General features: G+C 66.6%; 16 protein-coding genes. 8 read left to right on the forward strand and 8 right to left on the reverse strand.

All coding sequences use genetic code 11. From position 1 onward, the window contains the following. Window positions 1-84: 84 nt before the first annotated feature. The 4 genes from AC1DVR_RS13580 to AC1DVR_RS13595 form a co-directional block, all read right to left on the reverse strand. Window positions 85-981 carry a transglutaminase family protein gene (locus tag AC1DVR_RS13580; RefSeq protein ID WP_478001118.1) on the reverse strand — a complete coding sequence of 299 codons (897 nt, stop codon included), beginning with the start codon at window positions 979-981 and terminating at the stop codon, window positions 85-87. Then, the gene (locus tag AC1DVR_RS13585) at window positions 981-3,290 is read right to left on the reverse strand and encodes a circularly permuted type 2 ATP-grasp protein (protein WP_478001262.1); all 2,310 of its coding nucleotides are present in this window, start codon (window positions 3,288-3,290) and stop codon (window positions 981-983) included. Before AC1DVR_RS13585 ends, AC1DVR_RS13580 begins: the two co-directional genes overlap by 1 nt. A gap of 450 nt (window positions 3,291-3,740) precedes the next feature. Next, the gene (locus AC1DVR_RS13590; RefSeq protein ID WP_478001119.1) at window positions 3,741-7,079 is read right to left on the reverse strand and encodes a transglutaminase family protein; all 3,339 of its coding nucleotides are present in this window, start codon (window positions 7,077-7,079) and stop codon (window positions 3,741-3,743) included. A 160-nt stretch (window positions 7,080-7,239) separates the two neighbouring features. Beyond that, window positions 7,240-8,157 (reverse strand): DMT family transporter, encoded by a 918-nt coding sequence (locus AC1DVR_RS13595; RefSeq protein WP_478001120.1) that lies wholly within the window; start codon window positions 8,155-8,157, stop codon window positions 7,240-7,242. A 186-nt stretch (window positions 8,158-8,343) separates the two neighbouring features. On the opposite strand from AC1DVR_RS13595, the gene AC1DVR_RS13600 reads away from it, so the two are divergent. The 7 genes from AC1DVR_RS13600 (at window position 8,344) to AC1DVR_RS13630 (ending at window position 17,100) form a co-directional block, all read left to right on the forward strand. Next, window positions 8,344-9,240 (forward strand): LysR family transcriptional regulator, encoded by an 897-nt coding sequence (locus tag AC1DVR_RS13600; RefSeq protein ID WP_478001121.1) that lies wholly within the window; start codon window positions 8,344-8,346, stop codon window positions 9,238-9,240. A 75-nt stretch (window positions 9,241-9,315) separates the two neighbouring features. Continuing rightward, window positions 9,316-11,394, forward strand: a complete 2,079-nt coding sequence (locus tag AC1DVR_RS13605; RefSeq protein WP_478001122.1) for a hydantoinase/oxoprolinase family protein — start codon at window positions 9,316-9,318, stop codon at window positions 11,392-11,394. A 1-nt stretch (window position 11,395) separates the two neighbouring features. Continuing rightward, entirely contained in the window at window positions 11,396-13,099 is a 1,704-nt protein-coding gene (locus AC1DVR_RS13610; protein WP_478001123.1) for a hydantoinase B/oxoprolinase family protein, read from the forward strand. After that, window positions 13,100-14,302, forward strand: a complete 1,203-nt coding sequence (locus AC1DVR_RS13615) for an NAD(P)/FAD-dependent oxidoreductase (RefSeq protein ID WP_478001124.1) — start codon at window positions 13,100-13,102, stop codon at window positions 14,300-14,302. Beyond that, complete coding sequence (locus AC1DVR_RS13620; protein ID WP_478001125.1) at window positions 14,299-15,063, forward strand: HpcH/HpaI aldolase family protein; 765 nt, start codon at window positions 14,299-14,301, stop codon at window positions 15,061-15,063. Before AC1DVR_RS13615 ends, AC1DVR_RS13620 begins: the two co-directional genes overlap by 4 nt. A 1-nt stretch (window position 15,064) precedes the next feature. After that, the gene (locus tag AC1DVR_RS13625) at window positions 15,065-16,261 is read left to right on the forward strand and encodes a pyridoxal phosphate-dependent aminotransferase (protein WP_478001126.1); all 1,197 of its coding nucleotides are present in this window, start codon (window positions 15,065-15,067) and stop codon (window positions 16,259-16,261) included. After that, window positions 16,258-17,100, forward strand: coding sequence for an NAD-dependent epimerase/dehydratase family protein (locus AC1DVR_RS13630; protein ID WP_478001127.1), 843 nt, complete (start codon window positions 16,258-16,260; stop codon window positions 17,098-17,100). The genes AC1DVR_RS13625 and AC1DVR_RS13630 overlap by 4 nt, the downstream gene beginning before the upstream one ends. A gap of 45 nt (window positions 17,101-17,145) precedes the next feature. Here the strand turns inward: AC1DVR_RS13630 and AC1DVR_RS13635 are convergent, their stop codons facing one another. The 4 genes from AC1DVR_RS13635 to AC1DVR_RS13650 all read right to left on the reverse strand — a co-directional run bounded on the left by AC1DVR_RS13635 (window position 17,146) and on the right by AC1DVR_RS13650 (window position 23,958). Continuing rightward, window positions 17,146-18,486: an efflux transporter outer membrane subunit gene (locus AC1DVR_RS13635; RefSeq protein WP_478001128.1), complete on the reverse strand. Its 1,341-nt coding sequence runs from the start codon at window positions 18,484-18,486 to the stop codon at window positions 17,146-17,148. Continuing rightward, the gene (locus tag AC1DVR_RS13640; RefSeq protein ID WP_478001129.1) at window positions 18,483-21,587 is read right to left on the reverse strand and encodes an efflux RND transporter permease subunit; all 3,105 of its coding nucleotides are present in this window, start codon (window positions 21,585-21,587) and stop codon (window positions 18,483-18,485) included. The genes AC1DVR_RS13635 and AC1DVR_RS13640 overlap by 4 nt, the downstream gene beginning before the upstream one ends. 4 nt (window positions 21,588-21,591) lie before the next feature. Next, a complete protein-coding gene (locus AC1DVR_RS13645) occupies window positions 21,592-22,830 on the reverse strand; it encodes an efflux RND transporter periplasmic adaptor subunit (RefSeq protein ID WP_478001130.1) in 1,239 nt (412 codons plus the stop codon). A 216-nt stretch (window positions 22,831-23,046) separates the two neighbouring features. Continuing rightward, complete coding sequence (locus AC1DVR_RS13650; RefSeq protein ID WP_478001131.1) at window positions 23,047-23,958, reverse strand: hydrogen peroxide-inducible genes activator; 912 nt, start codon at window positions 23,956-23,958, stop codon at window positions 23,047-23,049. A 202-nt stretch (window positions 23,959-24,160) separates the two neighbouring features. Here AC1DVR_RS13650 and katG point away from each other — a divergent pair, with 202 nt between their 5' ends. Next, the gene (gene katG / locus AC1DVR_RS13655; protein WP_478001132.1) at window positions 24,161-26,380 is read left to right on the forward strand and encodes a catalase/peroxidase HPI; all 2,220 of its coding nucleotides are present in this window, start codon (window positions 24,161-24,163) and stop codon (window positions 26,378-26,380) included. The last annotated feature ends 242 nt before the right edge of the window (window positions 26,381-26,622 follow it).

Raw genomic sequence — 26,622 nt, forward strand, 5'->3', positions numbered from 1 at the left:
CAAGGGGAGGCCGCGTCTTCTGTGCCGGGCCGCGGCGCAGATGCGTCAAAGCCCGCCTATCCCGGGCCTATGGGGCAAAACCCGTCACTTCCGGGCCCTTGTGACCGGACGTTCGATCAGATCGACGGCATGGCTGCCCTTTTGGCCGCCATCCATCCGCAAAGCCCCGGTGACCGGCGCCACATCGCCGTAATCGCGGCCATGGCCCACGGCAATGTGATCAGTGTCGGCAAAGCAGTCGTTGGTCGGATCATGGTCAAGCCAGCCCGCCTCGGCCCCGGCCCAGGCGCGGACCCAGGCATGCATCGCATCCGCCCCTTCCAGCCTTGGCTTGCCCGGCGGCGGCAGGGTGCGCAGGAAGCCGCCGACATAGGCCGCCGGAATCCCCAGACTGCGCAAGCCCGAGATCATGATCTGCGCGAAATCCTGACAGACCCCGCGTTTCAGGGCAAAAGCCTCGGCCGGCGGGGTGTCGACCTCGGTCGCGCGCGAATCGAAGGTCATATGGTCGTGGATCGCCTTGCCGAAGGCCGCGATGGCGGCGCGGGCGGTTTCGGCCTCCGCCACCGCCGCGCGCGCGAAGGCGGCGATGGCGGGGTCCAGCGTGATGCGCGGCGAGTCGCGCAGGAAGTGGTGCGGCGAGGCGGGGCCAAGATCGGTGACCTCCTCAAGCTCCTCGGGCAGGCGGTCGAGGGGGGGCGACATGTCCAGCTCTTCGCCCAGAGGGAGGCGAACCACCCGCGCCTTCATCGCGATCTCGCAGGATTTGAGCCCGGGCGCCATGACGACCTCCAGCACCTTGGTGCCGAAAAAGTCGGTGAATTCGCGGCGTTCCGAGGGTTCGGGCTTGATCACCGTGTCGCAGGCCAGAAGGCTTTGCAGGCCCGGCATCTCGGCGGGCTGGATGCGCAACAGCTGGCGGCCCGCCCCGGTCGGGCGGTCGAATTCGTAGCGGATCACCAGGCGCAGGTCATATTGCATCAGCGCAGATAGGCCTCTGTGATCAGGTTGGACAGCGCCGCGACCTGGCCCCGGAAGGACCACAGCGCCGAGGTCGTCATCGTCTCGGGCGCCTGGGTGGCCAGATCGGTCTGGCAGCGCAGGATGGCGCGGGCCAGGGGCGACAGGACGCCGTTTTCCACCGCATCGGGCAGCATGCGGATCTGTTCGTCCAAAGCCTCGATCTGGTGGCGCACCGAACGCGGGTTCTGCGGGTCGAGCGCCAGCAGGTCGATCACCGTCACCCGGCTTGAGGCCATGGTGAAACGGCGGCGGTGGGTCAGAACCGAATCGCCCAGCTCGATCGCGACGTCCAATGCCCCCGGCACCGCCTTTTCATCGGCGAGGATGGCGAGGATCTCGGTCATACTCATCGCGCGTTCATGCAGGCGCCCGATGGTCAGGAAGCGCCAGCCCATGAAGCGGTACATGTTTTCATGCACAAGCCCGGTGATCCCGGCCAGCTTGCGCAGCAGCGCCGACAGCGCCCGCGCCGCATCATCCCCCGCCGTCACCTGCAGGGTCATCCGCCGGGCCGTCTTGTTGATGTCGACCAGCGCCTGCCAGGCATCGGGCGAGAAGCGGTCGCGCACTTGCCCCGCGCTGCCAATGGCCGCCGACAGCGCATCCAGAAGGCCGGGCGGAATGCCCGGCGTCGGATCGACACCGCGCGATTTGAACAGGGGCGCCATGGCCGCCAGCACCGGGCCAGCCCCGGCCCCGACCTCGGCCAGACGGACGTTGCGCGCGCGAAGCAGGCGCACCAGAACCTCGGTCCGCTCGATATACCGGCCGAGCCAGAACAGGTTGTCCGCCGCCCGCGAGGGCAAGGCGCCCGGCCCCATCCGCTTGAAGGGCGCGGAACTCGCCGGCACCATCGAGACCGAGGGCACCTCGCTGGGCGAGACGATCCAGACGTCGGCTGCCGAACCGCCGCGCTGCATCGCGATGGCGGTGGGGTCGGGCGTGGCCCCGATGCGGGCGAAACCGCCGGGCATGACCTGCCAACCCTCGGGCGTGCGGGCCAGAAAGACCCGCAGGGTCATCGGGCGCGGCGCGAGCTTGCCTGCGACCAGCGTCGGCGTGGTCGACAGGGTCACCGCCTCCTGCGCCACGAGGTCGCGGCCCTGCGCGTCAAGCAGCGCGGCCAGCTCCTTGGCGCTCAGATCGGCGGCGCGGGTGATGTCTTCATGCAGATCGAAGGGCAGGCCGGTGGCCAGCGCCGGGCTCAGCACCATCCGGCGCGGCGCGGCGCGCACCGCGGCGCGTTCGGCGGCCCCGCCGCACCACCAGGTCGCGATATTGGGCAGAAGCAGCCCCTCGCCGATCAGGCGCGGCGCGAGCTTCGGCAGGAAGGCCATCATGGCCCGCGTCTCCAGAATGCCCGAGCCAAGCGCGTTGACCATGGTCAACCCCCCCGCGCGCAGGGCCGAGACCATGCCCGGCGTCCCGAGCCGCGAGGCGGCGTTCAGCTCCACCGGGTCGGCATAATCGCCGTCGAGCCTGCGCCACAGCACGTCGATCGGGCGCAGCCCCGAGACGGTGCGCACCATCAGCCGGCCCTCCGAGACCACCAGATCCTCGCCCTGCACCAGCGTGATGCCCAGATAGCGCGCGATATAGGCGTGTTCGTAATAGGTCTCGTTCAGGGGACCCGGGGTCAGGATCGCGGCACGGGCGTCGCGGTCCTGGCGCAGGCCCAGCAAAGCGTCGCGGAAGTCGCGGAAGAAGCCCGCGACGCGGTGGACATGGCCCTGGGCGTAAAGCTCGTTGAAGGCGCGCGAGGTGGCCACCCGGTTTTCCAACGCATAGCCCGCGCCGGAGGGCGCCTGCGTGCGGTCGGCCAGCACCCACCATTTGCCATCCGGGCCGCGCCCGATCTCGAAGGCCAGGAAATGCAGGTAATGCCCCGATTGCGGGCGGATGCCCACCATCGGCCGCAGCCATTCCGGGTTGGCCGCCACCAGCGAGGGCGGCAGGTGCCCCCCCTCGACCATGCGGTTTTCGCCGTAAAGGTCCTCCATCAGCGCTTCGAGCAGTTCGGCGCGCTGGATCAGGCCGGGGCCAAGCTCCGCCCAGTCGGATTCCGCGATCAGCACCGGGATCGGCGACAGCGGCCAGGGCCGTTCCACCGATTCGCCGCCGCCGTACTGGCGGTAGAACACGCCGCTGTCGCGCAGATATTGCTCGGCCCGCGTGGTGCGGCGCACGATATCCTCGGGCGTGAGGGCGGCAAAGGCGGTGGCGAAATCGCGCCAGAGCGGGCGCAGTTCGCCGCCCGGGCCGACCATCTCGTCGGGCACGGCGGGCAAGGGGGCATAGGGCGGCGCATCGGGTTCGGGGCGCGCGGGCGCTGCGGCCTTGGATGGTGCCTTGGCCGCCTTGACCTCGGCGCCGGATTCGGGCGTTGCGGCGGGGGCTTGCGCTGCGGTCAAAGCCTCGGCTGTAGCAGGATCGGAGTGGGCAGGATCAGCTGTGGCCGGATCGGCGCTGCGATCGCCGCCCGCCTGTTCGGCCTGCACCTGTTCGGCCCGCACCAGCTCTGCCTGGGCCAGTTCGGCCTCGGCCTCATCGGCGCGGGCTTCCGCTTCGCTTGCCTTGTCCACCGCCCTGCCCCCAGCCTCCTGCTCAGCCTGTTCTTCGGCCTGATCTTCCGGCCCCAAGGCGATCTCTGCCTCTGCCGGGCACAAAGCGGGCTCGGCAGAGCTGGAAGGCAGATCGCGTTCCTCGGGGCTCATCGGTTAGAGCCCGATGGGGCGGCGGAGGTCAAGCGTCATCGGGAACTCGGGCGAGATGCGTTCGGTGGGTGGTGTATAGAAACCCGCCGTATGCCCGAAGGGCTGGAAGCGCGACAGGCGCCGCGCCTCGGCCTCGTTGCCGTTGATCGGGAAAGTGTCGTAGTTGCGCCCGCCCGGGTGGGCGACGTGATAGGTGCAACCGCCGAGCGCCCTTTGCGTCCAGGTGTCGTAGATGTCAAAGGTCAGCGGCGCATCGACGCGCAAGACCGGATGCATCGCCGTCGCCGGTTGCCAGGCCTTGTAGCGCAGCCCCGCCACCGCCTCGCCACCGCCGACATGTGCCATGGGCAAGGCGCGACCATTGCAGGTGACGGTATAGCGCCCCGGATTGCCGCCGGTCAGTTTGACCTGCAACCGCTCGGTCGAGCTGTCGGTATAGCGCACCGTGCCGCCCACCGCCCCGGTTTCGCCCAGCACATGCCAGGGCTCCAGCGCCTGTTTCAGCTCCAGCTTGACGCCTTCGTAGGTGACCTCGCCGCAGAAGGGGAAGCGGAACTCGGCCTGGGCTTCGAACCAGTCTTCCTGCATCGGGTAACCATGGGTGCGCAGATCGGCCAGCACGTCGCGGAAATCCTGCCAGACGTAATGCGGCAGCATGAAGCGGTCGTGCAGCGCCGTGCCCCAGCGGGTCATCTCGCCGGTGATCGGCGCGTTCCAGAACCGGGCGATCAGGGCGCGGAGGAGAAGCTGCTGCGCCAGGCTCATCCGCGCATCCGGCGGCATCTCGAATCCGCGGAACTCGACCAGACCCAACCGGCCGGTCGGACCATCGGGGGAGTAGAGCTTGTCGATGCAGATCTCTGACCGGTGGGTGTTGCCGGTCGAGTCCGTCAGCATGTTGCGCAGAAGACGGTCCACAAGCCAGGGCAAGGGCTGAATCCCCATGCCCGGCGCCGGGATCTGGCTGAGGGCAATCTCCATCTCATACAGCGCATCATGGCGCGCCTCGTCCATGCGTGGCGCTTGCGAGGTCGGCCCGATGAAGAGGCCGGAGAAGAGGTAGGACAGCGAGGGGTGGCGGTTCCAGTGCAGGATCAGGCTGGCCAGCACATCGGGCCGGCGCAGGAAGGGGCTGTCATTGGTGGTCGAGCCGCCGACCACAACATGGTTGCCGCCACCGGTCCCGGCATGTTTGCCGTCGATCATGAACTTGTCGGCGCCCAGACGGGTCTGGCGGGCATCCTCATAAACCCCGGTGGTGATGGAAACGCATTCCTCCCAGGTCTTGGCCGGGTGGATGTTGACCTCGATCACACCCGGATCGGGGGCGACGCGGATCACGTTCAGGCGCGGGTCCTGCGGCGGGGCATAACCTTCGATATGGACCGGTAGACCGAGCCGCTTGGCCGCAGCCTCGGCGGCGTGGAGAAGGTCGAGGTAGTCTTCAAGGCTGACCACCGGCGGCATGAAGACGCAGAGCCGGCCATCGCGCGGTTCGACGGACAGGGCGGTGCGGATATAGCCGTCAACCTCCATCACCGGGCTGCCCTGCTGGACCTGGCCGGCCTGCGGGGAATTGGCGACAAAACTGGCCACCAGATTGTCGGCGGGCGCGCTTTTGCGGTTGGGGTCGAGGGGCGCGACCGGCGGCAAAGGCGCACGCTCGATCGTGGGGTCCATCGGGTTGATGTAAGGATAGGAGGAGGCCGGAATCCACGGCAGGCTGTCGAGCGGCAATCGGTAGCCGACCGGGCTGTCACCGGGCACCAGGAACATGTAACCGCGCCGCAGACGCCACTTTTCGGACCGCCAGCGCCGTCCGTAAGCCCTGCCCTGCCAGCTTTGGATCGGCAGGATGAAGCCGGAAGGCTCGGTCAGGCCACGGGCAAAGACGGTGGACAGGCGGTGGCGCGCCTCGGGGTCTTTCAGTTCGGAATTGGCCGGGGTCACGTTGGCGGGCAGGTTCGCCTCCTTGACCAGCCATTCGGCGGTGTCCTCATAGGCGGCAATGATATGTTCTTCGCCGACCTCAAGTTCGGTCGCAATCTCGCGCAGCAGTTCCTGCGCATCCAAGGGCGTGACCCCGGTCTTGGCGCCCTCTTCGGCGATCAGATCGGGGTTCTGCCAGATCGGCTGGCCGTCGTTGCGCCAGTAGAGCGAGAAGGTCCAGCGCGGCAAAGTCTCGCCCGGATACCACTTGCCCTGCCCGTAGTGCAGGAAACCGCCCGGCGCGAAGCGGGTGCGCAGGCGGCGGATCAGCTGATCCGCCAGGCTGCGCTTGGTCGGGCCCACGGCGGCGGTGTTCCACTCGGCCCCCTGGTAATCGTCGATCGACACGAAGGTCGGCTCGCCGCCCATGGTCAGCCGCACGTCCGCCGCCGCCAGCGCCGCATCGACCTTCTTGCCGAGCGCGTCCAGCGCGGTCCAGCTTTCGTCCGAGAAGGGCTTGGTGATGCGCGGGTGTTCGGCGACCCGGGACACTTTCATGTCAAAGGCGAAATCGACCTCGGCAAAGCTCGCAAGGCCCGAGATCGGGGCGGCAGAGCGGTAATGCGGCGTCGCAGCCAGCGGGATATGGCTTTCGCCGGCCAGCAGGCCCGAGGTCGGGTCAAGCCCGATCCAGCCCGCGCCGGGGATATAGACCTCGACCCAGGCATGCAGGTCGGTGAAATCGACCTCGGTCCCCGAGGGGCCATCCAGCGCCTTCAGATCCGGTTTCAGCTGGATCAGGTAGCCCGAGACGAAGCGCGCGGCAAAACCGAAGTGGCGCAAGGCCTGGACCAGAAGCCAGGAGCTGTCGCGGCACGACCCGCTGCCGATGGTAAGCGTCTCTTCCGGGGTCTGGACGCCCGGCTCCATCCGGATCGTATAGGCGACCTTGCCCGACACGGCGGCATTCAGCATCACGACGAAATCCGTGGTCCGCATCTTGCCGCGCGGCACGGTCTTGAGGAACCCTTCCAGCGCCGGACCGACCGGCTCGCCCTTGCGGTAGATCGCCAGATCCTCGGTCAGGTCGCTGGCATATTCGAAGGGCCAGTATTCGGCGTAATCCTCGACGAAAAAGTCGAAGGGGTTGTAGACCGTCATGTCGGCGACAAGATCGACCTCGATTTTGAACTCGGTCACCGGCTCGGGAAACACGAAGCGCGCCATCCAGTTGCCGAACGGGTCCTGCTGGTGGTTCACGAAATGCTGGCTGGGCGAGACCTTGAGGCTGTGCGAAATCACCTTGGTCCGGCTGTGCGGCGCCGGCCGCAGACGGATGACTTGCGGCCCGAGAATGACCGGTCGGTCATACTTGTAGTGGGTCAGGTGATAGATGGACGCCTTGATCGACATGTAACCTCCGCCGGAACCAATCGGCATCCTCCTACCATGGCACCGGACGGCAGCATGGGGAAGCGTTAAGCTTGCGGGGTAGCAAATCCAGTTTCGCCCCTATATTGAGCAAATGCGGGGATATCGCCCGGGAAACAGGCGACAATCAGGCCTGAACGGCTCAAGCCTGCACCTCGGGCCGCACCAGGGGGCGGGGGGCGATCATCGGCCAGATCGTGGCCGAGACCCCGCCAAGCGCGATCAGCGCCATGCCGACCAGACCGATCGGATCGGGCACATGGTCAAAGACCAGCCAGCCGAGGATGCCGGCCCAGAACAGCTGCAGATAGTTCACCGGCGCAATCACCGAAGCCGGGGCGATCCGGCAGGCCTGGGTGAACAACAGATGCCCCACCGTCGACAGCCCGCCCAGAATCAGAAACAGCCCCAGATCCAGCCCACCCGGCAAGGACTTCGGCCAGAAGAAGGGCAAGGCCGCGCCAAAGGCAAAGGCGCCGACAAAGGCGGTCCAGAACATCAGGGCCAGCGTCGTCTCGCTGCGGGCGAGCGAGCGCGACAGCATGTTGTAGCCGACACTCACCCCCGCCGTCAGCATGGCAAACAGCACGCCCACCGGGTCCAGCCCGCTGCCCGGCCGCACGATCAGCAGGACACCGACAAAGCCCGCCAAGGCCGCCAGCCAATGCACCGGGCCGATCTTTTCATGCAGCAAGGGCCCGGCCAGCAGCATCACGCAGAACGGGGCAAGGAAGATCACCGCAATCGCCTCGGCCACCGGCAGGCGCTGAAAGGCCAGCACACCGAAGATCGAGGCCGCCGCAAGACAAGCCCCGCGCAACAGGACCAGCCCGCGCCGCTGCACCCGCCACAGGGCCCGGCCCTGCCTCGGCCCGAAGACCGCCAGCATCCACAGAAGATTGCCGATATAGCGCACCGCCACCACCAGAACCGCGCTGTAGGCCATGCCCAGATGCTTGTTCGTCGCATCCATGCAGGCAAAGACCAGCACGGCAACGGCCATCAGGAGCGCGCCTTGGGTGGGGCGGCTTTGGGCGGCGGAATAGGTGACTTGGGGCATGTCGCTTCCTTGACAGGATGCGGCTCTGCGATCCCTGCCTGTCATATCGTCCGAATGTCAGGCAGGTGAAACCTCCAAGACCGGCAAGCCGCCTTGCGCGCAGCGCAAGCCCAACCTGCCACCCGTTTCTGCCAGCTTCCGCAGCCAGCCCTTTCGCCCTATGGAAGAGGCAAAGGGAGGCGGCCGATGCTCAACCTCAAACATGTCGAAGCCTTCGTGACGGTGGCCGACCTCGGCAGCTTTCGCCGCGCGGCAGAGCGGCTGAACACCACCCAGCCCAATATCTCGAACCGGATCGCCCAGTTGGAGGCGCAGCTTGGCGTCGTGTTGATGGAGCGCGATGCGGGCTCGGTCCGGCTGACGCCCAAGGGCAAGGCGCTGCTAGGCCCGGGGCGTGCGGTTCTGACCGCCCTTGATGGCTTCGTGGCGGCGGCGGATGACGCGACCCTGTTTCGCGACACGCTGCGCCTTGGCGTGACCGAGATGGTCGCCCATACTTGGCTGCGCGGCTTTCTGGTCGCGATGAAGGCGCGTTTCCCGAACATTTCGGTCGAACTGACGGTGGACCTGTCGGCCAACCTGTCGCGGGCGCTCTTTGACCATGACCTCGACCTCGCCTTCCAGAACGGCCCCTTCGACCGCCGCACGGCGCAGAGCGTCACCCTTGGCCAATCGCCCTATGTCTGGGTCGCCCCACCCGAGACACCGCTTCCCGGCCCCCTGACCGCGCAGGAGCTGATCCGCCACCCGATCCTGACCCATGCCCGCGGCACCGTGCCCTTCCGCCAGCTCGAGGACCACTTCCGCGCGCTGAACCCCGCGCTGCCCGGCCGCGCGCGTCTGGTGCCCGGGTCGAACATGTCGGTCTGCCTGCAGATGGCGCTCGACGGGCTCGGCGTCGCCTGCCTGCCGCGCGCCATGGTGGACAGCGCGCTGAGCGCCGGCACACTCCGGGTGCTCGACTACGCGTGGCAGCCCGACGCCCTGCGCTTTTACGCCCGCCACGACAGCACCGCGACCCATGTCCGCGAGGCCGCCCAGATCGCCCGCCAGCTTTTCCCGCCAGAGGATGCGAAATCCTGATCCTTCCGATACAATAAAACGATTTTTCCTGATGCCCGCGCTGGTCTAGCCTGACCCCGAAACAGGAGATCACTCATGGCGCATCTGGCCCGGCTTGGCGTGGATATCGGCGGCACTTTCACCGACGTGGTGCTGGAGCTTGGCCCCGAAAGGCATTCGACCAAGGTCCTGACCACCTATGCAGCACCCGAGGATGCCATCGTCGAAGGCATGCACCGCGTCTGCGCCAAGGCCGGGGTCTCACCCGGGGTGATCACGCAAATCATCCACGGCACCACGCTTGCCACCAACGCCCTGATCGAGCGGCGCGGGGCGAAAACCGCGCTCATCACAACCCAAGGCTTCCGCGACGTGATCGAGATGCGGACCGAAAGCCGCTTTGAACAATACGACCTGAACCTGACCCTGCCCGAGCCGCTTCTGCCGAGGAACCGCCGCTATGTCGTCTCCGAACGCATGGGCGCCCGCGGCGATGTGCTGACCCCGCTGGACCGCGCCGAGGTGGAGGCGCTGGCCGACACGTTGCGCGCGGCCGCCTATGACAGCATCGCGGTGGGCCTGCTGCATTCCTACGTCAACGACGCGCACGAGCGGCTAGTGGCCGAGGTTCTGGCCGAACGCCTGCCCGGCGTCATGGTCTCGCTCTCGTCCGAGGTCTCGCCGCAGATGCGGGAATACGAGCGTTTCAACACCACGATTGCCAACGCCTATATCAAGCCCTTGATGAAAAGCTATCTCGACCGCCTCGCCCAGCGCCTGAAGGCCGAGGGGGCCGATTGCCCGGTGTTTCTCATGCATTCCGGCGGCGGCATCATCTCGCTGGAAAGTGCTGCCGAGTTCCCGGTGCGTCTGGTGGAAAGCGGCCCGGCGGGCGGCGCCGTCTTTGCCGCCGACATCGCGGCACGGCATGGGCTCGACAAGGTCCTGTCCTTCGACATGGGCGGCACCACCGCCAAGATCTGCCTGATCCGCAACCAGACCCCCAAGACCGCAAGGGTCTTCGAGGTCGCCCGCACCTACCGCTTCAAGAAAGGCTCCGGCATGCCGATCTCGATCCCGGTGATCGACATGGTGGAGATCGGCGCGGGCGGCGGTTCGCTGGCAAGGGTCGATGCGATGAACCAGATCCGCGTCGGGCCGGAAAGTGCCGGCTCCGAACCCGGCCCCGCCTGTTATGGCCGCGGCGGCACTCAGCCCGCCGTTACCGATGCCGACTTGATCCTCGGCAAGCTCGACCCCAAGAACTTCGCTGGCGGCACGATCCCGCTCGACCCCGAAGCCTCCAAAGCCGCGCTGGATTCCGTTCTGGCCCAGCGCCTGCAGATGCCCACGCTGGAGGCCGCCTGGGGCCTCGCCGAAGTCGTCGATGAAAACATGGCCAATGCCGCGCGCGTCCATGCCGTGGAAAATGGCGAGGATCTGGCCGATTACACGATGATCGCCTTCGGCGGTGCCGCCCCCCTTCACGCCGCGCGCCTGTGCGAGAAACTGGGCGTCACCCGCTGCCTCGTCCCCGAAGGCGCCGGGGTCGGCTCCGCCATCGGCTTCCTGCGCGCGCCTTTCAGCTTCGAGGCCAACCGCTCGGTCTTCATGAAGGCCGGCAGCTTCGACCCCGCAGAGGTCCGCGCCCTCTTTGCGGACATGGAGCAGGAAGCCACCCGCTTCGTGCGCTCCTGCGATGCGACGGCCCCCATCAGGGCCGACCACAAGGTCTATATGCGCTACAAGGGCCAGGGCTGGGAAATCCCCGTCCCCCTGACCCCTGAGGAGGCGCGCGAGGCCGATCCCGCCACCTTCCTTGCAAGGTTCGAAGCCGACTACGCCGCCCTTTTCGGCCGCACGGTCGAGGGGATGGAGGTGGAAATCACCGTCTGGTCGGTCAACGCCTCCACCGAAAGCGCCCCTGTGACCAAGGCTCTGCCGCCGCCCGCAGGCACCACCCCGCCCCAGACCGGCCAGCGCCCGCTGTTCGACGCCGCCCTGGGGCGCAGCCACAGCGCGGGCATTCATGACCGCGCTGCCTTCGGCCTTGGGGATCACGTCGCAGGCCCCGCCATCATCACCGAAGCGGAAACCACCGTGATCCTGCCTGCCTCGCGTCAGGCGCGGATGCTGTCGGATCGCACCATCGACATCACCGTGAAGGAGGCCTGAGATGCAGCGTTCCAAAGTCGTCTATCAGGTCATGTGGAACCGCCTGATCTCGGTCGTGGAGGAACAGGCGCAAGCCCTGGTCCGCACGGCCTTTTCCACCTCGGTCCGCGAGGCGGGCGACCTCTCCGCCGGAGTCTACAATGCGCGCGGCGAGATGCTGGCCCAGGCCGTCACCGGCACCCCGGGCCATGTGAACGCGATGGCCGACGCCGTCCCGCATTTCATCCGCCGCATCGCGCCAGAGAATATCCATGACGGCGATGTCTATATCACCAACAACCCGTGGGAGGGGACGGGCCACCTCCACGACTTCACCGTCTGCACGCCGTCGTTCCACAAGGGCCAGCTGGCCGGTTTCTTCGCCTGCACCGCCCATGTCGTCGATGTCGGCGGGCGCGGCTTTGGCGCCGATGCCAATTCGGTTTATGAAGAGGGCATCCATATTCCGGCGATGAAGCTGATGGACCAAGGCACGGTGGATGCCACCCTGATCCGCCTGATCCGCGCCAACGTGCGCGAGCCGGATCAGCTGGTCGGCGACATCTACGCGCTTGCCACCTGCAACGGCATCGGCCACCGCCGCCTCACCGACATGATGGCGGAATTTGCGCTGGACGACCTCGACGGCATTTCCGATTTCATCCTGACCAATTCGCGCGAGGCGACCCTCGCCCGCATCGCCGCCCTGCCCCGGACCTCCGCCGAGGGGGCAATGACGATCGATGGCTACGACCGCCCGATTGACCTGAAGGTCAAGGTCTCCTTCAACGGCGACCATGTGATGTGCGATTGGGAGGGGACCTCGGGCCTGGATAAAAAGGGCATCAACGTCCCCCTCGTTTATACCAAGGCCTATGCCTGCTACGCCCTGAAATGCGCGATTGCGCCGGAGATTCCAAACAACGCGGCCTCGCTCGAACCCTTCCGCATCACCGCGCCCGTCAACTCCATCGTCAACGCCCAACACCCCGCCCCGGTGGCGCTGCGCCATGTCATCGGCCACATGGTCCCCGACACGATCTATGACGCGCTCGACAAGATCCTGCCCAACACCGTCCCGGCCGAGGGTGCGGGGTGTCTGTGCAACTTCCAGGTCTCCCTCCGCCCCCGCACCGACCGACCCGCGCCCCCTGATGCGGTCCGGGCCGAGGTGCTGACCTTCAACTCCGGTGGTTCAGGCGCAAGGCCCACGCTGGACGGAATGAGCGCCACGGCCTTCCCTTCGGGTGTGATGACCATGCCGGTCGAGGCCACCGAACAGACCGGCCCGGTGATCATCTGGCGGAAGGAACTCCGCCCCGACTCGGGAGGTGCTGGCAAATACCGTGGCGGTCTGGGCCAGTTCATGGAGGTCGGCGCGCGGGAGGGGCATGAATTCGACATCTCCGCCATGTTCGACCGCGTGCATCACCCGGCACGGGGGCGGCGCGGCGGGCTGGCCGGGGCGCCCACCACCATCGCGCAGGACGATGGCACGGCGATGCAGGGCAAGGGTCGGCAATTCGTCCCCCATGGCGTCAAGGTCCTGATGGAATTCCCCGGCGGCGCTGGCTACGGTGCGGTGGCAGAGCGCGACACGGCTTCGGTCCGCCGCGATCTGGCCTTGGGTTACATCACCGAGAAGACAGCGCGCGAGACCTACGCCATGACCGAAGCGGCGATTGCCGAGGTCATTACAGCCGCGCGCAAAGGGGAGACTTTCTGAATGGCGGCCAAGGATGCGCCCAAACACGCCACCTATGACGTGGTGATCATCGGGGGGGCCATCACCGGCTCCGCCACCGCGTGGTTTCTGACCGAAAACAAGGACTTCGCCGGCCGGGTTCTGGTGGTCGAACGCGACCAGAGCTATGAGTTCGCCGCCACCTCGCTGTCGAACTCCTCGATCCGGCAGCAATATTCCACAGCCCTCAACGTCCGCATCTCGCAGTTCGGGGCGGAGTTCTCGCAGAACCTGCCGAAATACATGGGCGGCGAGGCCCCGAAGCTGAAGATCCGCAACTTCGGCTACATGTACATGGCCGCCGACGAGGGCTTTGCCGCCGTCTTGCGCGCCCAACAGAAGGTGCAGGTCGCCGAAGGGGCGGAAACCCGGATCCTGACCCCGGATCAGATCAAGGAAGCCTATCCCTTCTACGAGGTCGGCGATCTGGTTCTGGGCTCGATCAACACCAAGGACGAGGGCTATTTCGACGGCTACACCATGTTCGACTGGTTCCGCCGTCAGGCCCGGGCGCGCGGCATCGAATATATCACCAACGAAGTGGTGGATATCACCCGCAAGGGCAACCGCGTCGAAAGCGTGACGCTGGCGACCGGCGAGGTCGTCTCTTGCGGGCAGGTGGTCAATTCCTCCGGCACGCGGGGGGCCAAGATGGCCGCCATGGCGGGGATCGCCATCCCGATCGAGCCGCGCAAGCGTTATTCCTGGATCTTCTCGGCGGAAAAGCCGCTCGACCGCGACCTGCCTTTGACCATCGACCCCTCGGGCGTCCACTTCCGCACCGACAGCGACACGACCTATCTGGTCGGCGCCCATGCCGAGCATGACCCGGCGGTGGCCTTCGATGACTTCACCATGGACCACAGCCTGTGGCAGGACCATGTCTGGCCGATCCTCGCCACCCGCATCCCGCAGTTCGAGGCGATCAAGGTCCTGCGCGAATGGGCGGGGCATTACGATTACAACACGCTTGACCAGAATGCCATCGTGGGACCGCATCCGGAGGTCACCAACTTCCTGTTCCTCAACGGCTTTTCCGGCCACGGCCTGCAGCAATCCCCCGCCATGGGGCGCGGCACGGCGGAATGGCTGACCTACGGCGAATTCCGCAGCCTCGACCTCTCGCCCTTCCGCTTTGAACGCATCGCGGAAAACCGTCCCCTCATCGAAGGTGCCATCATATGAACGTCGCCCCCAACCCCTTCCTCGCCGCGATCCGCGCCGGCAGGCCCCAGCTTGGCGTCTGGGTCGGCCTCTGCTCGCCCTTCGCGGCCGAGATCGTGGCCGGCGCCGGCTTTGACTGGGCGATGATCGACATGGAGCATTCGCCCAACGATCTGAACACCGTCCTCGGCCAGTTGCAGGCCTTCGCGGCCTATCCGACCACGGCCATGGTGCGGCCGGAATGGAACGATCCGGTGCTGGTCAAGCGCCTGTTGGACATCGGCGCGCAGGGTCTGCTGTTCCCCATGGTCCAATCGGTGGCCGAGGCGCAAAAGGCCGTCGCGGCCTGCCTTTACCCACCCAAGGGCATCCGGGGCGTGTCCTATTCGACAAGGGCCAACAAGTTCGGCCGCGTGAAGGATTACTTCACCAAATCCGAGGACGAGCTGGCCATCCTCTTGCAGGTCGAAACCCGCGCCGCCGTGGCGCTCGCCTCGCAGATCGGCGCGGTCGAGGGCTGCGATGGCGTCTTCTTCGGCCCCGCAGACATCGGCGCCGACATGGGCATCCTCGGCCAGCCGACCCATCCCGACATCTGGGAGTTCATCATGCCGGTGGCCAAGAAGCTGATGGCCGCGGGCATCCCGGTCGGCACCCTGGTCGCCGATACCACGCTCGCCCGCCGCCTGCTCGACGAGGGCTTCACCTTCGTCGCCTGCGGCATCGACGCCTCGATCCTGTCGCGCGGTGTCGATGCGCTTTTGCAGACGATGAAGGCCTGAGGTGGATTTCGCGACCTCCCGGCTGCAGAGGGTCAAACCCTCGGCCTCGGCGGCCATTTCGACCCGGGCCAAGGCGATGGCCGAGGCGGGGCAGGATGTGATCGACCTCGGCCTCGGCGAGCCGGATTTCGACACGCCGGCCCATATCGTGGAGGCGGCGCATCAGGCCGCCCTGCGCGGCGAGACGCGATACCCGAACACGCAAGGCACCGCCGCCCTGCGCGCCGCCGTGGCGGAAAAGTTCCGCGCCGACAATGGCCTGACCCATTCGCCCGATCAGGTGATCGTCTCCAACGGGGCCAAGCAGGTGATCTTCGACGCCATGATGGCGACGCTGGAGCCGGGGGCAGAGGTCATCCTGCCCGCGCCCTATTTCGACAGCTACCGCAACATCATCGGCCTGATCGGCGGCAAGGTCCGCAGCGTGGTCTGCCAGGCCGCGGACAACTTCTGCCTGACGCCAGCCGCGCTGGAGGCGGCGATCACCCCGCAAACGCGCTGGGTGTTTCTGAACTCGCCCTCGAACCCGGCGGGGGCGGTCTATGGGCCGGAAGATTTCCGCGCCCTGGCCGAGGTGCTGGCGCGGCACCCCCAGGTGCTGATCCTGTCGGACGAGATCTACGAGAAGATCATCTTCGATGACGTGCCCTTCGTCTCTTTCGCCGCCGTCTGCCCCGAACTGGCGGATCGCGTGCTGACGGTGAACGGCGTCTCCAAGGCCTATGCGATGACGGGTTGGCGCATCGGCTATGGCGCAGGTCCCAAGGCGCTGATCGCGGCGATGACTACGGTGCAATCGCAGATCTCCTCCGGGGCCTGCTCCATCGCCCAGGCCGCGGCGCTTGCGGCGCTGACCGGGCCGCAGGACTGCATCGCCACCTTTCGCGCCGCCTATCAGCGGCGGCGCGATCTGGTCATGGCAGCGGTGGCACAGATCCCCGGGCTGCGCCTGCGCCGGCCCGGCGGCGCCTTTTACGCGCTGATCGATTGCACAGCCCTGCTCGGCGCGGCGATCCCCGATGACGTGGCTTTCACCGGCCATCTTTTGCAACAGGCCGGTCTCGCCACCGTGCCCGGCTCGGTCTACGACACGCCGGGCTTCTTCCGCATCTCCACCGCCACCGCAGACGCCACCCTGGCCCGCGCCATGGGCCGGCTTTCCGCGACGGTGGCGGCCCTTCCAAAGGACAAGGCATGAAACTGAAACGACTGGTGCTGACCGGGGCGGCGGGCCGTCTGGGATCCTACCTGCGCGAGCCGCTGGCGGCGATGGCCGACGAACTGGTCTCCTCCGACCTCGCCGAGGACATCGGCAAGCTTTACCCCGGCGAGCGCTATGTCAGCGCCGACCTCGCCGACAAGGCTGCAATCCACGCCCTGCTGGAGGGCGCCGACATGGTGGTGCATTTCGGCGCCATCGCCGACGAGGCCCCGTTCGAGACCCTGCTCGGCCCCAATTTCATCGGCGCCTACAACGTCTGGGAGGCGGCCCATCAGCATAAATTGCGCCGGGTGGTCTATGCCTCCTCGATCCACGCGGTCGGCATGTATCCAAGGGCCGAATTCATCGGCACCGATGTGCCGCACCGGCCCGACACGTTCTATGGCCTCGCCAAGTGCTTTGCCGAGGATCTGGGCCGGATGTACTGGGAAAAGCGCGGGTTGGAATCGGTGCATCTGCGGATACTCTCCTGCGCGCAGGTCACCTCGGCGCGGGCTTTGGGGACCTGGCTCAGCTATGACGACCTCATTCAGCTGGTCACGCGGGCCATCGACACGCCCACCACCGGCTTCAGCGTGGTTTACGGTGTATCGAACAACGACCGTGTGCCGGTGGACAATGCCAAGGCCAGCTTCCTCGGCTACCGCCCGCGCGACAATGCCGAGGTCTTTGCCGAAAAGATCCTGGCCGAGGCACCCCGCCCCGACACCACCGATCTGGCGCAAATGCGGCACGGTGGCGCCTATGCGGCGGTCGACCTTGGGGAAAGCGGTCTGGCGCAGATGAACATCGTCAACGACGCCAAAAAGACCTGACCCACGCGCTGCCGCCCTTCCGGGCCGCAGGTTAAGCCGCCCGGCTCAGGGCTGGATGCCTGACCCAAGCGCAATCTGCAGCACCGCCCATTCCAGCGCCGTGTCATTGGCGGCCGAGGCGGCCGACAGCCGGGCCGCCGCGGCGGAACGGTCGGTGTCCAGCAGATCCAGCAGCGAGATCGCCCCCGCCTCGTAGTTCTGCTGGGCCAGCGCCAGCGCCCTTTCATAGTTGCTCGCGGCCTGCGCCAGGGCGGCCTGCCGGCGGCCATAATTGCCGAGGTTGGATTTGGCGACCTGCACCTGTTCGACCGCGTTCATCACCGCACTGCGCCACGACAGTTCGGACTGTTTCGCGGCGGACACCTTGGCATCGCGCGCCGCCGTCAGGACCCCGCGGTTCAGGATCGGCAGCGTGAGCTTCGGCCCGAAGGACCAGCTGGCATTGCCGCCGGTGCGGTTGAAAGTGCCGCTCAGCGTGATCGAGGGGTAAAGGTCAGCCTCGGCCACACCCACCGCCGCCACCGCCTGGCGCAGGGACGCCTCGGCGCTGCGAATGTCGGGGCGGTTGCGCAACAGATCGGCGGGAACGCCGGTGGTGCTGGTGCCGGGGGTGCGCAACTGGCGCGCGCCCTTCTGCATCTGCGCCATCAGGGGGGCCGCGGGTTCATCCAGCAGGGTCGCCAGCGCAAAGACATTGGCGTTGAAGCGGGCCTCGTAATTCGGCAGGTCGGCACGCGCGGTGTCCAGAAGCGCCTGCGCCTGCGCCATCTGGTAATCGGTGGCCGAACCGGCCTCGAACTGGTGGCGGGTGATCTCGACCGTCTTTTGCCGCGTCGCGATGGTCTGCCGCGTCAGGGCCAGCGCCGTCTGGTCAAAGCGCGCCGTGCCATAGGTGGAGATCAGATCGGCCAGCCAGGCCAGCCGCGCGGTGCCCAGATCGGCCTCGGCCGCCGAGATCCCGGCCTTGGCCCCCTCGCTCTCGCGGCGCAAACCGCCGAACAGGTCCAGCACAAGCGAGGCGTTCAGGGCCTGCGGGCTGCTGTTCTGCGTCGCGCCACCCTCCGACAGGGTGCGCTCCGCCGTCACCGCATAGCTGCCGTCCAGCGCCGCATTGACCCCGGTGGTGCGCAGGGTGGCCCGGGCCGCGCGGACCCGCTCCATCGCCAGCTGCACATCCAGGCTTTGCCGCAGGCCGCGCTCGATCAGCGCGGAGAGGGTCGCGTCGTGATAGGCCTGCCACCACTGGCTCTGGCCCTGCAGCGGATTGGCCGCCGCACTAGCGCCGACGAACTGCCCCGGCAGGGCAATCTGCGGGCTTTGATACTGCGGCCCGACTTCGGCACAGGCGCCCAGCGCGCAAAGAGCTGTCAGGAGGATCGGCTTCATGTATTGGCCTTCGGCTGTTTCTTGAATTGGGTCAGCCGTAGGACGGCGACGTAGAAAGACGGGATCATCAGAAGCCCGAAGAGGGCCGAGAAGATGATCCCCCCGAGCATCCCGATCCCGATCGAACGTTGCGCCGCAGCCCCGGCCCCGGTGGCAATCGCCAAGGGCAGGATGCCCAGCATGAAGGCGAGCGTGGTCATCAGGATCGGCCGCAAGCGCTGGCGGGCGGCGATCTTGATCGCCTCGGCCAGGTCCATGCCCTTCTTGTGCTGCTCCTGCGCGAATTCGACGATCAGGATGGCGTTGCGCGCCGCAAGGCCGATGGTCGTCAGCAGTCCCACCTTGAAATAGACGTCATTCGACTGGCCAAACACCTTGGCCGCCACCAGCGCGCCCAGAACCCCCACCGGCACCGCCAACATGACGGCAAAGGGCACAGCCCAGCTTTCGTAAAGTGCGGCGAGGCACAGGAACACGATGATCGCCGAAAGGCTGTAGAGCAAGGGCTCCTGATTGCCCGCAAGCCTTTCCTGATAGGACAGCCCGGTCCAGGCCGCGCCATAGCCGCCCGGCAGGGCCGCCACCATCTCCTCCATCGCATCCATCGCCGTGCCCGAACTGACCCCGGGGGCCGGCGAGCCGGAAATCTCCAGCGCCCGCGTGCCGCCATAGCGCAGAAGCTGCGGCGAGACCTGTTCCCAGCTTTGCGACATGAAGGCATCGAAGGGCACCATCTCGCCGCTGGCATTGCGGGCATACCAGTCGCCCACGTCCTGCGGCTGCATCCGGTAGGGCGCGTCGCCTTGCACGATCACGTTGCGCAACTTGCTGTTCAAGGTGAAGTCATTGACGTAACGCCCTGAAAAGATGGTCGAAAGCATAGAGTTCACATCCGACAGCGTAAGCCCGAAAGCCTCGGCCTTCTGCGCGTCGATGTTCAGCTTCAGCGCCGGTTTCTTCGCATCGTCATTGCCGCGCAGGCCCGTGACCCGTCCGTCGGTCTTGGCATTGGCGACCAGCGTATTTGCCGCGTCGATCAAGGCCTGCGTGCCGCCGCCCGACTGGTCGATCAGCTCCATCGTGAAGCCCGAGGAGGTGCCCATGCCCTGAATAGCCGGCGGTTGCAGGATGAAGACCTGCCCCATCCGGTTGCCGGCAAAATGCATGTTGGCGCGCAGGGCAAGGCTGGCGGCATCCAGACCCGGGCGCTGACTGTATTCCTTCAGCCGGATGAACAGCATGGCGCTGTTCTGCCCGCTGCCGCCAAAGCTGAAGCCCAGGACCCCGAAGACCGACTTGACGGTCTTGGCCTCGTCCTTCAGGAAATACTGCTCGATGGCGGACACCGCCTCCTTGGTCTGCGGCTGGGTGGCACCCTCGGGCAGCTGGACCATGACCATCAGGACGCCCTGATCCTCCTGCGGCAGGAAGGAGGTCGGCAGCCGGTCATAGACCCATGCGAGGCCGACGATCACAGCGCCCAGAACCACCAGCATCCGCAAGGGCCGCTTCACGAACCGCCCCACCGTGCCGACATAGCCCGAGGTCAGCCGGCTCAACCCGCTGTTGAACCAGCGCGCCGGGGCAAAGCGCGTCTCGTGCCCGCCGGGTTTCAGCAAGGAGGCGCACATGGCCGGGGTCAGGATCAGGGCGACCAGCAAGGACAGGCCCATGGCCGAAATGATCGTGACCGAGAATTGCCGGTAGATCACCCCGGTCGACCCGCTCATCACCGCCATCGGCAGGAACACCGCCGACAGGACCAGCACGATGCCGACCAGCGCACTGGAAATCTCGCGCATGCTCTTCTCGGTCGCCTCGACCGGGCCGAGCCCCTCTTCCTTCATCACCCGCTCGACGTTTTCGACCACGACGATGGCGTCATCGACCAGAAGGCCAATCGCCAGCACCAGGGCGAACATGGTCAGCGTGTTGATCGACATGCCGAACAGCGACAGGATGCCGAAGGTGCCCAAAAGCACGATCGGCACCGCGATGGTCGGGATCAGCGTCGCGCGCCAGCTTTGCAGAAAGACCAGAAGGACAAGGAACACCAGGGCGATGGCCTCGGCCAGGGTGTGGTAGACTTGGGTGATCGATTCCTCGACGAAGGGCGAGGTGTCATAGGGGAAGACCACGCTGACGCCCTCGGGCAGCGAGGCGCTCAGTTTGGCCACCGTCGCACGCACGGCGGCGGCGGTGTCGACCGCATTGGCCCCGGTGGCGAGGTTGACGCCAAAGCCCGCCGCAGGCTGGCCGTTGTAGCGCGACACGGTGCCGAAATCCTTCTCGGCAATCTCGACCCGGGCCACATCGCCCAGAAACACCGCCGAGCCATCGACGTTGGTCTTCAGGAGGATCTTCTCGAACTCGGCCACGCTCGACAGCTGCGACTGCGCGCTCAGCGTCACGTTCAGCTGCTGGCCCTGGGTGGCGGGCAAGGCGCCGAGCGAACCCACCGTCACATTGGTGTTCTGCGCGGCCACCGCCGTGGTCACATCGCTCGCGGTCAGCTGGTATTTCATCAGCTTGACCGGATCGAGCCAGACCCGCATCGCGTAAACCGTGCCGAAACTGTTGATCGAGCCGACGCCCTCGGTCCGGGTCACCGGGTCCTGGATGGTGTTGGACAGGATGTCACCCAGCTGTACCGAGGTATAGGACGGATCATCAGCAATCACCGCGCCGACCATCAGGATCGATGAGGTCGAGCGCGTCACCCGGATCCCCGCCGTCTGCACCGTCTGCGGCAGCGCCGACTGCACCAGCTGCAGCTTGTTCTGCACCTGCACCTGCGCCAGATCGGCCTGCACCGTATCGTCAAAGGTCAGCGAAATGCTCGAACTGCCCTCGGACGAGGTCGAGGTCATATAGGTCAGCCCGTCGAGCCCGGTCAGCCCGTTTTCAAGAATCGTCGTGACCGAGTTTTCGACCGTCTCGGCCGAGGCCCCGGTATAGGTGGCCGAAACCCGCACCGTGGTCGGCGCGATGTTGGGATATTGCGAGATGGGCAGGCTGGTCAGCCCGAAGGCCCCGCCCAGCATGACGACGATGGCCAGAACCCAGGCAAAGACCGGGCGGTGAATGAAAAAATGTGCCATCCGATCAATCCGCCGCTTTCTTGGCGGCCGGATCGGCGGGAGGTGTCGCAGCCCCGGCGGGCGCAGCTGGGGCGGTACTCGCCGGGGCGGCATCGTCCTTCACCAGCCCGTTCTCATCCAGCGTCGCGGGCACGGGCTGCAGTGCGGCGCCGGCGCGCATGGTCTTCAGCCCGTCCAGCACCAGCTGATCGCCGTCCTTCAGGCCGGCGGTCACGATCCAGGCGTTCTGATAGCTGCCGGTTCCGGTCAGGGTGACCTGCGTCGCCTTGTTGTCAGGCCCCACCACAAAGGCGGTCAGGCTGCCATTCGGCGCCCGGGTCGCGGCGCGCTGCGGGACGAGATAGGCCTCGATGGTGCCGAGCTCGACCGAGCCGCGCACGAACATGCCGGGCAGGATTTCGTTCAACGGATTCTCGAAGCGGAAGCGGATGTCGACGCTGCCGGTGGTGGTGGAGACCGAGGCGCTGGGGGCCACGAGCGTGCCCTTGCCCTTGTAGGTCTCGCCGTTTTCCAGCGTCAGGTTGGCGGTCAGCTCCTGGTTGCGGCTGATCGTGCCGTCGCGGATCTCGCCCCGGATGGTCAGCATACGGGCGCTTGTCTCCAGCATCACGACGTCAATCGGGTCGAGCCTTGTGATGGTGGTCAGGGCATCGGCCTGCCCCGCCGAAACCAGATCGCCGACCGAAACGCTGGCCACCTCGGCCACGCCCTCGATCGGGCTGGCGACGGTGGTCCAGGACAATTCGGTACGGGCATAGTCCAGCGTCGATTGCGCCGCCTGCACATCGGCCTGCGCCTCGGCGAGGGCCGCGGCATAGCCCTCGACCTCGGCCTGGCTGTAGCCCGAGCCCAGAAGCTTGATCGCGCGGTCATTGGCGGCCTGCGCCACCGGCAATGCCGCCTGCGCCTTGGCCAGCGCCGCCTGCGCCGACAGGACGGCGGCGCGGTAGCTTGCGTCATCCAGCTGGAACAGGGGCGTGCCCACCGCAAGCTTCTTGCCCGGCTCGTAAAGGATCTTGGTGATCACGCCGCTAACGCGCGGCCGGATGCCCACTTGCTCGTAAGCAATGGCCCGGCCCGGCAGGGTGAAGACCTGCGGCACTTTCTGCGGATGCATGGCCAGCACGCCGACCTTGGCCGGACCGCCTGCCCCTCCCGGCATCTGCTGCGCCACGACCGGGGTCCCCGCCATCAGAACCGCCACCAGACCGGTCACCCGCGCCGCGCGCCAAAGATCCGTCATCACATTCAATACCTTCCCGATTTGAACCCGCCCCGCCACGATCACTTACCGGCCCTGCCGGCAACGCACCCCACATCGGGGTCCGGCCACGGCAGTCGGGCGCAGATTTCAGCGGGCAAGCCTCTGCACTTGCAGCATTCTACGCCCGGACCTGAGGCTTCCGTCGCGCTTTTCGAGCGGAGTATGGAAAAAAAGCCGCAAGCCGTCCAGCGCGGGCTAAAGCCCCTGCACGAGGCGCAAGCCCTCGGCAGAGCTGCGCACCACCTCGGCGATCTGGGTCAGCTGTTTGACCAGGGGGCTGGTCTTGCGCCAGATCATCCCGATGCTGCGCGAGGGCTGGGTGCCCTTGAACCGCGCGACCGAAACCGTGGCCGAGCGGGTTTCCACCGCCACCGCCATCTCGGGGATCAGGGTCACGCCGATCCCCGCCCCCACCATCTGCACCAGCGTGGTCAACGACGAGCCGTCCATCATCTCGCGCGGGTGGGCATTGCTCATGCTGCAAAAGGACAGGGCCTGATCGCGGAAGCAGTGCCCTTCCTCCAACAGCAAAAGCCGCATCTCGCGCAGCATCTCGCGGTTGGGCACCGGCTTCAACGCATCCTCCGCCGGGCGGACCAGCACGAAATCCTCCGAAAACAGCGGCACCTCGGTCAGCGAGGGTTCCGAGACCGGCAGCGCCACGATGGCAGTATCCAGCCGCCCCGCCGCCAGTTCCTGCAGCAGGCGCGAGGTCAGCGATTCGCGGATATGGATGTCGAGTTCGGCATGGCTGCGGGTCAGGTTGGCGATGATCGTCGGCAGCAAATAGGGCGCGATCGTCGGGATGACCCCGATCCTGAGCCGCCCGACCAATTGATCCTGCGAGGCGCGGGCCAGATCCTCCAGCTCGTCCACCGCGCGCAGGATGCCGCGGGCGCGGCTGGCAAAGGCCTCGCCAAAGCCGGTGAGTCGGACCTGCCGCGCGCCACGCTCGAAAAGCTCGGTGCCCAGCGTCTCCTCCAGCTCCTTGATCTGCATCGACAGGGCGGGTTGCGAGATGGCGCAGGTCTCCGCCGCCCGCCCGAAATGACCCTGCGCCGCCAAAGCCTCGAAGTAACGCAGGTGTTTCAGCGTCAGGTTGTTCATAACTGTACCTTATCGTTACAATCAGAAAATACAACTTATACCAATCGCCGGGGTTTGATAGGGTCTTGGCAACGCGGTCGGAGAGGCAGGGTTTGAACGCCAGATTCCCCGACCGCAGGGGCCCGCTTTGGGCCCGGCAACGAAAAGCCAGCCCCGGTGCAAGCCGGGTTACTGGCATGATCCAGCATGATGGGAGACTAGAATGGACGGAAACGACACTTCAGGCGGCACGAAATGCCCGGTTCTGCATGGCACAGCCAAACAGGCGACCTTTGCGGCGCGCTCCAACCGCGATTGGTGGCCGAACCAGCTTAACCTCAAGGTTTTGCATCAGAATAACGTCCGCGGCAATCCGATGGGCGAAGAGTTCGACTATGCCGAAGCCTTCAAGACACTGGATCTGGAGGCGGTCCGTCAGGATCTCTACGCCCTGATGACCCAGTCGCAGCCCTGGTGGCCGGCGGACTGGGGCCATTACGGCCCCTTCTTCGTCCGCATGGCCTGGCACTCGGCCGGCACCTACCGCACCGGCGACGGCCGTGGCGGCGCGGGCCATGGCACCCAGCGTTTCGCGCCGCTGAACTCCTGGCCGGATAACGTCAACCTCGACAAGGCGCGCCGCCTGCTGTGGCCGATCAAGCGCAAGTATGGCGCGGCTTTGTCCTGGGCCGACCTGATCATCCTCGCCGGCAATGCCGCGATGGAATCGATGGGCTTCAAGACCTTCGGCTTTGGCGGCGGACGCACCGACGTCTGGGAGCCGGAAGAGGATATCTACTGGGGCGGCGAGACTGAATGGCTTGCGACCTCGGACAAGCCGGAAAGCCGCTACACCGGCGACCGCGTGCTGGAAGACCCCTTGGCCGCCGTCCAGATGGGCCTGATCTACGTCAACCCCGAAGGTCCGGACGGCAACCCCGACCCGGTCGCGTCGGGCCGCGACATCCGTGAAACCTTTGCCCGGATGGCGATGAACGATGAAGAGACTGTGGCGCTGACTGCCGGTGGCCATACCTTCGGCAAGGCGCATGGCGCGGGTGATCCGGCGCTGGTCGGGCGCGAGCCGGAAGCGGCGGGCATCGAACAGATGGGCCTTGGCTGGAAGAATGCCTTTGGCACCGGCATGGGCATCCACACCACCGGCTCGGGCATCGAAGGCGCCTGGAAACCCAATCCCACCACCTGGGACATGGGCTATCTCAAGGTTCTCTTCAAATACGACTGGGCTCTGGGCCGCAGCCCGGCGGGCGCCAAGCAATGGCACCCCGTCAACTGCGAGCCGGAAGACATGGTCGTCGACGCGCATGACCCCTCGCTGAAGCATCCGCCGATGATGACGACGGCGGATATGGCGATGAAGTTCGACCCGAACTACGGCCCGATCGCCCGCCGCTTCCTGAATGACCCGGCGGCCTTCGCCGACGCTTTCGCCCGCGCATGGTTCAAGCTGACCCACCGCGACATGGGGCCGAAAGCCCTGTATCTCGGCCCGCTGGTCCCGGCGGAAGATCTGATCTGGCAAGATCCGGTGCCGCCGGTCGATGCCCCGCTGGTGGAGGCCGCCGATATCGCGGCTCTCAAGGCCTCGATCCTCGCCTCGGGTCTGACCACGGCGGAACTGGTCTCGACCGCCTGGGCTTCGGCCTCGACCTTCCGCGGTTCGGACAAGCGCGGCGGGGCCAATGGCGCCCGCATCCGTCTGGCACCGCAAAAGGATTGGGAGGCCAACCAGCCCGCCCAGCTGGCCAAGGTTCTGGCCGTGCTGGAGGCGATCCAGGGCGGCTTCAATGCCGCCGGGGTCAAGAAGGTCTCGCTGGCCGATCTGATCGTGCTGGGTGGCTCCGCCGCGATCGAGGCGGCTGCCAAGGCCGCCGGCCATGACGTGGTGGTGCCCTTCGTGCCGGGCCGCACCGATGCGACGCAGGACCAGACCGACGCGCATTCCTTCGCCGCGATGGAACCGGTGGCCGATGGCTTCCGCAACTATCTGAAGAAGGAATACTCGGTCTCCGCCGAGGAGCTTCTGATCGACCGCGCCCAGCTGCTGACGCTGAGCGCACCCGAGATGACCGCGCTGATCGGCGGCCTGCGCGTGCTGGACACCAACCATGGCCAGACCAAGCATGGCGTCTTGACCAACCGCCCGGGCACTTTGACGAACGACTTCTTCGTCAACCTGGTCGACATGGGCACCGAATGGGCCCCGGTCGATGGTTCCACCCAGCTGTTCGAGGGCCGCGACCGCGCCACCGGTGCAGTGAAATGGACTGGCACCCGTGCCGACCTCGTCTTCGGGTCGAACTCGCAACTGCGCGCGATTGCCGAGGTCTATGCCTGCGACGACGCGCAAGGCCGCTTTGTCGGTGACTTCGTCGCCGCCTGGACCAAAGTGATGAACGCGGGCCGGACCGATCTGGTCTGAGCGCCTGTGATCAGGCGTGACAGGGCCTGACGGGCCCTCGTGACCCCGAAAAAAGCGGGCGCGGCTGTCAACAGCCGCGCCCGCATTCCGTTCCGGGGGCGCCCCGCCCCTGCCGCCGGCCCCGCCGTCCTGCATTTCCCGGCCGAGCGGAGATTATCGACTTGTGTATCCCGCCCCACAGTCCGATCTATCTTTTCGGGCCGTGGGAACCGTCACCCCCGATCCAGGTTATGATCTTCGTG

The organism is Rhodobacter sp. P2_H5, assembly GCF_056403335.1.

Coding starts and splice junctions, on each gene's coding strand:
- AC1DVR_RS13580 (WP_478001118.1), bottom strand. CDS start 981: ATGCAATATGACCTGCGCCTGGTGATCCGCTACGAATTCGACCGCCCG.
- AC1DVR_RS13585 (WP_478001262.1), bottom strand. CDS start 3,290: ATGGTCGGCCCGGGCGGCGAACTGCGCCCGCTCTGGCGCGATTTCGCC.
- AC1DVR_RS13590 (WP_478001119.1), bottom strand. CDS start 7,079: ATGTCGATCAAGGCGTCCATCTATCACCTGACCCACTACAAGTATGAC.
- AC1DVR_RS13595 (WP_478001120.1), bottom strand. CDS start 8,157: ATGCCCCAAGTCACCTATTCCGCCGCCCAAAGCCGCCCCACCCAAGGC.
- AC1DVR_RS13600 (WP_478001121.1), top strand. CDS start 8,344: ATGCTCAACCTCAAACATGTCGAAGCCTTCGTGACGGTGGCCGACCTC.
- AC1DVR_RS13605 (WP_478001122.1), top strand. CDS start 9,316: ATGGCGCATCTGGCCCGGCTTGGCGTGGATATCGGCGGCACTTTCACC.
- AC1DVR_RS13610 (WP_478001123.1), top strand. CDS start 11,396: ATGCAGCGTTCCAAAGTCGTCTATCAGGTCATGTGGAACCGCCTGATC.
- AC1DVR_RS13615 (WP_478001124.1), top strand. CDS start 13,100: ATGGCGGCCAAGGATGCGCCCAAACACGCCACCTATGACGTGGTGATC.
- AC1DVR_RS13620 (WP_478001125.1), top strand. CDS start 14,299: ATGAACGTCGCCCCCAACCCCTTCCTCGCCGCGATCCGCGCCGGCAGG.
- AC1DVR_RS13630 (WP_478001127.1), top strand. CDS start 16,258: ATGAAACTGAAACGACTGGTGCTGACCGGGGCGGCGGGCCGTCTGGGA.
- AC1DVR_RS13635 (WP_478001128.1), bottom strand. CDS start 18,486: ATGAAGCCGATCCTCCTGACAGCTCTTTGCGCGCTGGGCGCCTGTGCC.
- AC1DVR_RS13640 (WP_478001129.1), bottom strand. CDS start 21,587: ATGGCACATTTTTTCATTCACCGCCCGGTCTTTGCCTGGGTTCTGGCC.
- AC1DVR_RS13645 (WP_478001130.1), bottom strand. CDS start 22,830: ATGACGGATCTTTGGCGCGCGGCGCGGGTGACCGGTCTGGTGGCGGTT.
- AC1DVR_RS13650 (WP_478001131.1), bottom strand. CDS start 23,958: ATGAACAACCTGACGCTGAAACACCTGCGTTACTTCGAGGCTTTGGCG.
- katG (WP_478001132.1), top strand. CDS start 24,161: ATGGACGGAAACGACACTTCAGGCGGCACGAAATGCCCGGTTCTGCAT.